This is a genomic window from Kitasatospora sp. NPDC091335 (assembly GCF_044757205.1).
Classification (GTDB): domain Bacteria; phylum Actinomycetota; class Actinomycetes; order Streptomycetales; family Streptomycetaceae; genus Kitasatospora.
Map to the genome: position 1 here is coordinate 231,638 of NZ_JBIVUM010000014.1, position 8,562 is coordinate 240,199.

Here is an 8,562-nt window from a genome sequence, read left to right on the forward strand (position 1 = left end):
CGTTGCGCCCCCGCTCCCTTGCCCTCGCCGCGGCGATAGCCGTGCTGCCGCTGACCGCCGTCTCGCTCGGTGTCTCCACCGCGCAGGCCGCCACTCCCAACGCCACCCCGCGCGTCGCCCTGCCGAACACCGTGAACCCCGCGGTGGCCCACTCGGAGAAGAAGGGCGACGTCCCGGCCGCGCAGCAGATCTCGGTGTCCGTCAGCCTGAAGCTGCGCGACCAGGACGCCCTGGACCGCCTCCTCACCGCGGTCGCCACCCCGGGCACCCCGGAGTACGGCCACTACCTGACGCCCGAGCAGTTCACCGCGCGGTTCGGCCCGACCCAGGCCGCCGTCGACCAGGTCAAGGCCTACCTGGCCCAGCAGGGCCTGACCGTCACCGAGGTGAGCGCCAACCGCCAGGCGGTGAACGCCCACGGCACCACCGCCCAGGTCTCCCAGGCCTTCGGCACGCACGAGAGCGCGTACCTCGACCCGCAGCTCCAGCGCGCCTTCTTCGCCAACGACGCCGCCGCCTCGATCCCCTCCGACCTGGCCGCCGTGGTCCAGGGCGTCAGCGGCCTGGACAACCACGCGGTGCGCAAGAACCGGCTGGCCACGCCGAGCGCGGTCACTCCCGGCACCGCGAACTCCACCCCGAACTCCACCCCGAACTCCACCCCGAGCGGCATGGCCCCGGCCCAGTACACCGGCGCCTACAACCTCAACAAGACCGGCGCGGACGGCACCGGCACCACGGTCGCGCTGTGGGAGTTCGACGGCTACAAGTCCTCGAACCTGACCACCTACGACGCCCAGTACGGGCTGACCGGCCCGGCCGTCACCACCGTGTCGGTGGACGGCGCCTCCTACGACTCCGCCCCCGGCCAGGGCCAGGGCGAGGTCGAGCTGGACAGCGAGATCGTCCGCGGCGCGGCACCCAAGGCCACCCAGCTGGTCTACGAGGCGCCCAACAGCGACCAGGGCGAGATCGACATGGCCAACAAGATCGTGACCGACAACCGGGTCTCGGTCATCTCGATCTCCTGGGGCTCCTGCGAGCCCGACACCACCGCCTCCTCGATGACCGCGGTCGACAACGCCTTCAAGCAGGCCGCCGCCCAGGGCATCTCGATCTTCTCCGCCTCCGGCGACGACGGCTCCCGCGACTGCACCCGCTCCACCAGCGGCTCGACCGTCAAGGCCGTCGACTTCCCGGCCTCCAGTCCCCACCAGACCGGCGTCGGCGGCACCAACCTCAAGGTCTCCGGCAGCAACACCTACTCCTCGGAGAGCGCCTGGAGCACCGCCGGCGGCGGCGTCTCCACCGTGTTCGCCAAGCCGAGCTGGCAGACCGGCACCGGCGTCGGCGGCACCATGCGCACCGTCCCCGACGTCTCCTCCGACGCCGACCCGGCCAGCGGCTTCGCGATCTACACCGCCGGCAGCTGGCAGGTCTACGGCGGCACCAGCGCCGCCGCGCCGCTCTGGTCCGGCTACGCGGCCCAGTTCGACCAGAAGGCCAAGGCCGCCGGGCAGCCCGCCCTCGGCGAGGCGAGCCCCCGGCTGTACGCGGTCGCGAACGGCAGCGGCTACGGCAGCACCTTCCACGACGTGACCAGCGGCGCCAACCAGGACTTCCCCGCCAGGACCGGCTACGACCAGGTCACCGGCTGGGGCTCCCCGGTCGCCGACGCGCTGACCACCGCCCTGCTCGGCGGCGGCACCACCCCGCCGTCCGGCGGCTGCACCGCCGCCCAGCTGGTCGCCAACGGCGGCTTCGAGAGCGGCACCGCCGCCCCCTGGACCGCCTCCAGCGGCGTCGTCGACAACAGCTCCTCCCAGCTGGCCCACTCGGGCGGCTGGAAGGCCTGGATGGACGGCTACGGCTCGACCCACACCGACACCATGGCGCAGACCGTCTCGATCCCGGCCGGCTGCGCCTCCGCCAAGCTGACCTTCTGGCTGCACGTCGACACCGCGGAGACCGGCTCCACCGCGTACGACAAGCTGACCGTCCAGGCCAACGGCACCACGCTGGCGACCTACTCCAACGCGGACGCCGCCGCCGGTTACGTCCAGCGCGCCCTGGACCTGACCTCCTTCGCCGGCCAGACCGTGACCGTCAAGTTCACCGGCACCGAGGACTCCTCGCTCCAGACCGGCTTCGTGATCGACGACGTCGCGCTGAACGTCGGCTGACACCGCCGGCAGCACCACAGGACCCCCGCCGGGGCGGCGCCGTCAGGGCCCGCCCCGGCGGTGTCGCGCGCCCGGCCGTCCCGGCGCCGCGAAGCGCGTGTTTCCGGGCTGTTTCTTGATCGTCAACCCTTCGGTCCACCGACCGTGACCACTGTCATACGCACGACTGATGACGTAGCCTCTCGACCGTGCGTAGGGTTCCCCAAAGCTCGGTGAAGCCGCTGGGGGCGCGCCCCGGCGTCGGCCCGGTCGCACCGAACTCACCTGGTGGGGAGGGTCACCGCATGGCCGCACAGCAGCCTCAGGACGCCGCTCGGCTGCGACTGGTCGGGTCGCACACGGAGCACACCGGCCCGGCAGGCCCGGCCCCCGCCGCACCGCCCCCGGGACGGCTCACCCCCGTCGGCGGCTTCGCGGACACCCTGCACCTGGCCATCGAGGCCAGCGGCCTCAGCCTGGACCGCATCCGCGCCGCCCTCGCCGGGCGCGGCGTCAGGGTCAGCGTCACGACCCTCAGTTACTGGCGGCGCGGCCGCAGCCAGCCCGAGCGGGCCAGCTCACTGCGCGCCGTCCACCTGCTGGAGGAACTGCTCGGCCTGCCGCACAGCGCGCTCTCCTCCCTGCTCGGCCCGCCGCGCCCGCGCGGCCGCTGGGCCGCCGCGGCCAACACCTGCCACCTCGGGCTGGAGGACGTCTGGCCGGGCGAGCAGGAGATCGCCAACATCTTCGCCGAGCTGAACGCCCCGCCGGCCGGCGAGCTGGAGCGCCTGAGCATCCACGACTCCTACTACGTGGACGCCGAGCGGCGCGGCAACCTGCTGCGGATGCGCCAGGTGGTGCGCGCCACGGTCGGCGGCGTCGGCCGCTGCCTGGTGGTGCACATGGCCGACGAGGAGGCGGCCGGCTGCCCGGAGATCACCGCGGTGCGGCACGGCCGGCTGGGCCGGGTGCGCCGCCGCCCTGAGGCCGGGCTGACCGTCGGCGAGCTGATGCTGGACCGCCCGCTGGGCCTCGGCGACAGCACGGTCTTCGAGTACGAGGTGGAGATCCCGCCCGGCGGCCCGACCCTGGAGTACAGCCGCCGCTTCGCCACCCCGGTGCGCGAGTACGTGCTCCAGGTGCACTTCGACCCGGCGGCCGTCCCGGCGCACTGCGAGCGCTACGACCGCGAGCCGGGCGCCGACGTCGACCACCGCCGCGAACAGCTGTGGATCGGCGCCTCGGCGAGCGCCCACGTCCTGGCCCCGGACCAGCAGCCCGGCCACATCGGCATCCGCTGGGAGTGGGCGTAGCAGCGGCTCCCCCCTTGCACCCCTCCGCCCCGCCCCGCCCCGCCTCTCCCTCGCCGCCTCCCACACCCCTGCCTCCCAAACCCCTCCCTCCCTCCCACACCCCTACCGCGCCCCGCCCGACCTGACGGTCCGGCGGGGCTTTCGGCTTTCGCATGCCGCACCCGACCGGTCCGACGCCTCGAACCGGTTGACGCTGCATCACCTAACTCCTACTCTCGCTATTACCGGTTAGGCAATGGCCTCGCCGGGCGTCGAAGCCTCCGGGAGTGACCAGGCATGTCCACCACCACCCAGCTCCGCACCCTCCAGACCGGCCACGTGGGTCTGAACGTCACCGACCTGGCCCGCTCGGTCGACTTCTACCGGGCCGTGTTCGGCCTCCAGATCACCGCCGAGGGCACCGACCCCGAGCGCCGCTACGCCCTGCTCGGCCGCGACGGCCGCCTGGTGGTGACGCTCTGGCAGCAGAGCGCGGGCGCCTTCGCCACCGCCGCTCCCGGCCTGCACCACCTCTCCTTCGAGGTCGAGAGCCTCGACGAGATCCGCGCCACCGAGCGGCTGCTGCGCGAGCTGGGCGCCGGGTTCGCCTACGACGGCGTCGTCCCGCACAGCGAGGGCTCGGCCTCCGGCGGCATCTTCTTCACCGACCCGGACGGCATCCGGCTGGAGGTCTACACCCGCACCGGGGTGGACACGACCGAGGCCGCCGCCCCCACCACCGACGCCCCGACCTGCGGCTTCTTCTAGGCCGTCGCGAACCGGGGGAGCCCACCGTGACCACCGACGACACGCCGAACGGCCCCGGCACGCCGAACGGCCCCGGCACGCCGTACCACCCCGGCGAGCGGGCCGCCCAGGCCCGGGCCGGCCGGACCGAACGGGCCGACCACGCGGGACGGTCGATCCGCAGCACCGTCCCCGCGGTCGCCGCCCGCTTCCTGGCCGAACGCCGGATGCTGGTCGTCGGCGCCGCCGACCCGGAGGGCCGGGTCTGGGCCACCCAGCTGGCCGGCCCGGCCGGCTTCCTGTCGGCACCGGACGAGCGGACCATGGCGGTCGCCGCCCTCCCGGCCGGGGCCGATCCACTGGCCGGCGCGCTGGCCCGCCCGGCCCGGGTCGGCACCATCGCGCTGGACCCGGCCGGCCGGCGCCGGATGCGGCTCAACGGCCGTTCCGTCCCGGACGGCCGGGGCGGGCTGCTGGTGCACGCCGACGAGGTGGTCGCCAACTGCCCGAAGTACATCCAGCGCCGCACCCCGGCCGACCGCCCGGCCGCGGGACCGCCCCGCGCGGTCGCCACCGGTCGGGCGCTGACCACCGCCCAGCGCCTGACGGTGGCCACCGCGGACACCTTCTTCGTCGCCAGCACCGGGCCGGACGGCAGCGTGGACGCCTCGCACCGCGGCGGGTACCCGGGCTTCCTGGCACCGGTGGCCCCGGACCGGCTGCGCTGGCCCGAGTACCCGGGCAACAGCATGTTCCTGACGCTCGGGAACCTGGAGCTGGACCCGCGAGCCGGCCTACTGCTGCCCGACTGGGAGACCGGCGGGGCACTGCTGGTCACCGGAGAGGCCCGCACCGACTGGTCCGAGGAGGCCCGGCAGGGCGTCCCCGGCGCCGAGCGGATGGTCGAACTGGCCGTCACCGGCGTGGTCGAGCTGGTCGACGCCACCCCGCTGACCTGGACCGGACCCGAGTACTCGGCCGCCATTCCGCGCTGACCGCACCTCAGGTCCGTTCGGACCCTAACCGCTCCCGGCGGCCCCCGCCACGCCCGGAAGCCGAACGGGTCTCACCCGTTCGGCCTAACCCACCGTGACGGGACCCCGCCCGCTTTGGGACTTTGGTCCGGATAACACGCGGAATGGTCCGGGAAAGGCCCTTCCTGTCCCGTCGTCAGGCGACGACCAGGAAAGACCGCAGGAAAGAGGCGGAGCATGACCCTTACAGACCCCCTGTCCCCGCTCATGGAGTTCGACGAGGTCGAACCGGCGGAGGACTGCATATGCGGGGGCTGCAGTGCCCGCCGCCGCGCACGGCTGCACGCCGCGCCGGTCCACGAGGGCGGCCACGCCGCCGCCCGCAGCGTCCGCCGCCGGGCCGCCGTCCTGATGGCCGCCGTGGGCACCGCGATCGGCGGCGGGGCGGCCGCCGCCGGTTCCGCCACCGCCGCCCCCAGCCCCACGCCGGGCGGGAACAGCGCCGCCCAGTCCGCCCCGACCCCCCAGGGCGAGGTCAGCGGCCTCTACGGCCAGGCACCGGGCGCCCGCACCTTCGCCGCCCCGCGCGCCGCCGCGGCGCCGCTCACCCGGGCACAGATCATCCAGCGCGCCCAGACCTGGGTCGACCAGGGAGTGCCGTACAGCATGAGCCGCTACTGGTCGGACGGCTACCGCCAGGACTGCTCCGGCTTCGTCTCGATGGCCTGGGGCCTGAACAGCAGCCAGACCACCTGGACCCTGCCGAACTTCGCCGAGCGGATCGCCAAGAACGACCTCCAGCCCGGCGACATCCTCATCTACAACAACCCGGCCAGCCCACAGTCCGGTTCGCACGTGACGATCTTCGGCGGCTGGGCCGACTCCTCCCGGACCAAGTACATCGCCTACGAGCAGACCGGCCCCTCCACCAAGAAGCGCTCCACCCCGTACGCGTACTGGAACAACTCCGGCTCCTACGTCCCGTACCGCTACACCGGCCTGTCCACCGGCGGCAACGGCGGCGGCGGCAGTTCCTCGACCGCCTTCCCCGGCGCCGGCAGCTTCGGCCCCGGCGCCAACAACGCGAACGTCACCAAGCTCGGCCAGATGCTGGTGCAGCGCGGCGGCGCCGCGTACTACACCTCGGGCCCCGGCCCGCGCTGGACCGAGAGCGACCGCAGGGCCACCCAGGCCTTCCAACAGGCCCAGGGCTGGCGCGGCAGCGAGGCCGACGGCATCCCCGGCAAGGACACCTGGGACTACCTGGTCAACGGCAAGGGCCGCAACATCGACGGCGGGGGCGGCGGGGGCGGCGGCACCCCGCTGCCGCCGCCGCCCGTCACCGGGGCCCCCGCCTTCCCCGGCCCGCAGTACTTCGGCCCCGGGCAGAACAACGACCACGTCCGGCAGCTCGGCGAACAGCTGGTCCGCAAGGGCTTCGGCGGCTCGTACAGCGTCGGCCCCGGCGCGCGCTGGACCGAGAGCGACCGCAGGGCCGTCCAGGCCTTCCAGCAGGCCCAGGGCTGGCGCGGCGGCGAGGCCGACGGCTACCCCGGCCCCGACACCTGGCGCCGGCTCTTCTCCTGACACCCCGCCGAGGCGCGGTGCCCACCGGGGCACCGCGCCTCAGCGCTTCCCCGACATCCAGTGGAAGAGGCCCATCGCCACGCTGGTCGCCAGGTTGAAGCTGGACACCCCCGGCCGCATCGGCACCGCCACCAACCGGTCGGCCCGCGCCTTGAGCTCGTCCGAGACACCGTGCCGCTCGGTGCCGAAGGCCAGCAGCGCGTCGTCCGGGAACGGCACCTCCCGAATGTCCGCACCCTCCGGATCCAGTACGTACAACGGCCCGCCGGGCAACTCGGCGAGACCCAGCCGCTCGACCGCGGTCGCGAAGTGCAGCCCCGCGCTGCCCCGCAGCACCGTCGGGTGCCACGGGTCCAGGTCCCCGGTGGTCACCACCCCGGCGGCACCGAACCCCGCCGCCAGCCGGATCACCGCCCCCACGTTCCCCAGGTTGCGCGGATTCTCCAGCAGCACCACCGGCGCCCGCCGCGGCCGCCGCTCCAGCACCGCCCGGTTCGCCTCGGGGGAGGGCCGCCCGGCCAGCGCGATCACCCCGGTCGGATGCAACCGGGGCGCCAGCGTCCGCAGCACCCCCTCCGGCAGCTCCACCGCGAGCCCGTCCAGCGCCGGAACGACATCCGGCGCCAGCTCACCCGCCAACCCCAGCAGGGCCCCCCGGTCCGCGGTCAGCACCCGCCGCACGTCCCCCCCGAACCGCAGCGCGTGCTTCAGCACGTGGAAGCCGTCCAGCAGCACCGCCCCCGGCTCCCGCTCGGCCGCCCGCCACACCCGCACCAGCTCGTCGTCCACGCCGCTCACGCACCCGTCTCCACTTGCTTCGCCGCCTTGTCCCCGGCCTCCGGCACCGGTTCACCGGGACGTCCGGCGGCGGCGATCACCTCGTCGAAGCCGAGCGCCCGGCCCGGCGGGCCGTCCGGGGCCGCGGCGAGACCGGCCAGCGCGAGGTCCAGGTGCCGGTGGACCAGCGAGCCGTCCGCGTCCAGGGCCGCCAAGCCACCCGGCAGCGGACGGGACACCCGGACGCAGAGCAGCACCAGGTCCCCCATCCCGACGTCGGGACGCAGCCGCCCGGCCTCCCGCGCGGCCGCCAGCAGCCCCTCCACAGCGGTCACCGCGCCCCGGCGGACGGCGACCAGCTCCTCGTCCACCACCAGGCGCTCCAGCAGCACCACGATCGCCGCGCCCATCCGCAGATCGGCGGCGGCGTGCACAAAACGGCGCAGCGCCAGGTACGGATCCGGCTCGGCACCCCGCGCCTCCTCGGCCGCCCCGGCAAGCCGCCCCAGCAGGTCGATGACCAGCGCGCGGACCAACGCCTCCCGGTCGGGGAAGCGCCGGTAGAGCGTGGCCGGACCGACCCCGGCCCGCCGGACCACCGCGTCCAGCGGGGCATCCGGCCCCCGTTCCAGGAACACCTCGCAGGCGGCGTCCAGAATCCTGCGCCGGCTGCGTTCCGCGTCGGCCCTCATCCACAACTCCCTAACCGGAGAAAATCTCTCCCCCATGCTAGCGCCGCGCCACTCGGAGAAAATCTCTCCGAATATCCGCACATCCGCCCTTCCCCCAGCCCCTGCCCCTGCCCCTGCCCCTGCCCCCAGTGCCCTCCCCCTGTTCCCACCCACCCACCTGTTCCCACCCACCCACCTGTCCCCCTGTTCCCGCCCACCCACCCTTTCCTCCTGTTCCCACCCACCCACCCTTTCCTCCCTCCCTCCCCGGCGAGAGGGACGCGCCGCGGGCGGGGGCGGCGCAGGGGGTGGCCCGGAGAGGGGCGTGACGGGTGATTTTCAGACTGCCACC

At 74.3% G+C, this 8,562-nt stretch carries 7 protein-coding genes; 5 read left to right on the forward strand and 2 right to left on the reverse strand.

The features are described from left to right. The first annotated feature begins 2 nt into the window (after positions 1 to 2). The 5 genes from ACIQOW_RS27490 to ACIQOW_RS27510 all read left to right on the forward strand — a co-directional run bounded on the left by ACIQOW_RS27490 (position 3) and on the right by ACIQOW_RS27510 (position 6,762). A complete protein-coding gene (locus ACIQOW_RS27490) occupies positions 3 to 2,183 on the forward strand; it encodes a protease pro-enzyme activation domain-containing protein (protein WP_401089256.1) in 2,181 nt (726 codons plus the stop codon). A gap of 284 nt (positions 2,184 to 2,467) precedes the next feature. Next, positions 2,468 to 3,475, forward strand: a complete 1,008-nt coding sequence (locus ACIQOW_RS27495; protein WP_401089258.1) for an XRE family transcriptional regulator — start codon at positions 2,468 to 2,470, stop codon at positions 3,473 to 3,475. Between the two features lie 276 nt (positions 3,476 to 3,751). Further along, positions 3,752 to 4,222, forward strand: coding sequence for a VOC family protein (locus ACIQOW_RS27500; RefSeq protein WP_401089260.1), 471 nt, complete (start codon positions 3,752 to 3,754; stop codon positions 4,220 to 4,222). Between the two features lie 26 nt (positions 4,223 to 4,248). Then, the gene (locus tag ACIQOW_RS27505) at positions 4,249 to 5,196 is read left to right on the forward strand and encodes a pyridoxamine 5'-phosphate oxidase family protein (protein ID WP_401089263.1); all 948 of its coding nucleotides are present in this window, start codon (positions 4,249 to 4,251) and stop codon (positions 5,194 to 5,196) included. Positions 5,197 to 5,412: 216 nt separating this feature from the next. Continuing rightward, a complete protein-coding gene (locus ACIQOW_RS27510; RefSeq protein WP_401089265.1) occupies positions 5,413 to 6,762 on the forward strand; it encodes a peptidoglycan-binding protein in 1,350 nt (449 codons plus the stop codon). Between the two features lie 39 nt (positions 6,763 to 6,801). Here the strand turns inward: ACIQOW_RS27510 and ACIQOW_RS27515 are convergent, their stop codons facing one another. Beyond that, positions 6,802 to 7,551 carry a TrmH family RNA methyltransferase gene (locus ACIQOW_RS27515; RefSeq protein WP_401089286.1) on the reverse strand — a complete coding sequence of 250 codons (750 nt, stop codon included), beginning with the start codon at positions 7,549 to 7,551 and terminating at the stop codon, positions 6,802 to 6,804. A gap of 5 nt (positions 7,552 to 7,556) precedes the next feature. Further along, the gene (locus tag ACIQOW_RS27520; protein WP_401089267.1) at positions 7,557 to 8,231 is read right to left on the reverse strand and encodes a TetR/AcrR family transcriptional regulator; all 675 of its coding nucleotides are present in this window, start codon (positions 8,229 to 8,231) and stop codon (positions 7,557 to 7,559) included. Between the last annotated feature and the right edge of the window lie 331 nt (positions 8,232 to 8,562).

Excerpts from the sequence above, each read along its gene's own strand:
- ACIQOW_RS27520 (WP_401089267.1), bottom strand. The coding sequence starts at position 8,231 with ATGAGGGCCGACGCGGAACGCAGCCGGCGCAGGATTCTGGACGCCGCC.
- ACIQOW_RS27495 (WP_401089258.1), top strand. The coding sequence starts at position 2,468 with ATGGCCGCACAGCAGCCTCAGGACGCCGCTCGGCTGCGACTGGTCGGG.
- ACIQOW_RS27510 (WP_401089265.1), top strand. The coding sequence starts at position 5,413 with ATGACCCTTACAGACCCCCTGTCCCCGCTCATGGAGTTCGACGAGGTC.
- ACIQOW_RS27500 (WP_401089260.1), top strand. The coding sequence starts at position 3,752 with ATGTCCACCACCACCCAGCTCCGCACCCTCCAGACCGGCCACGTGGGT.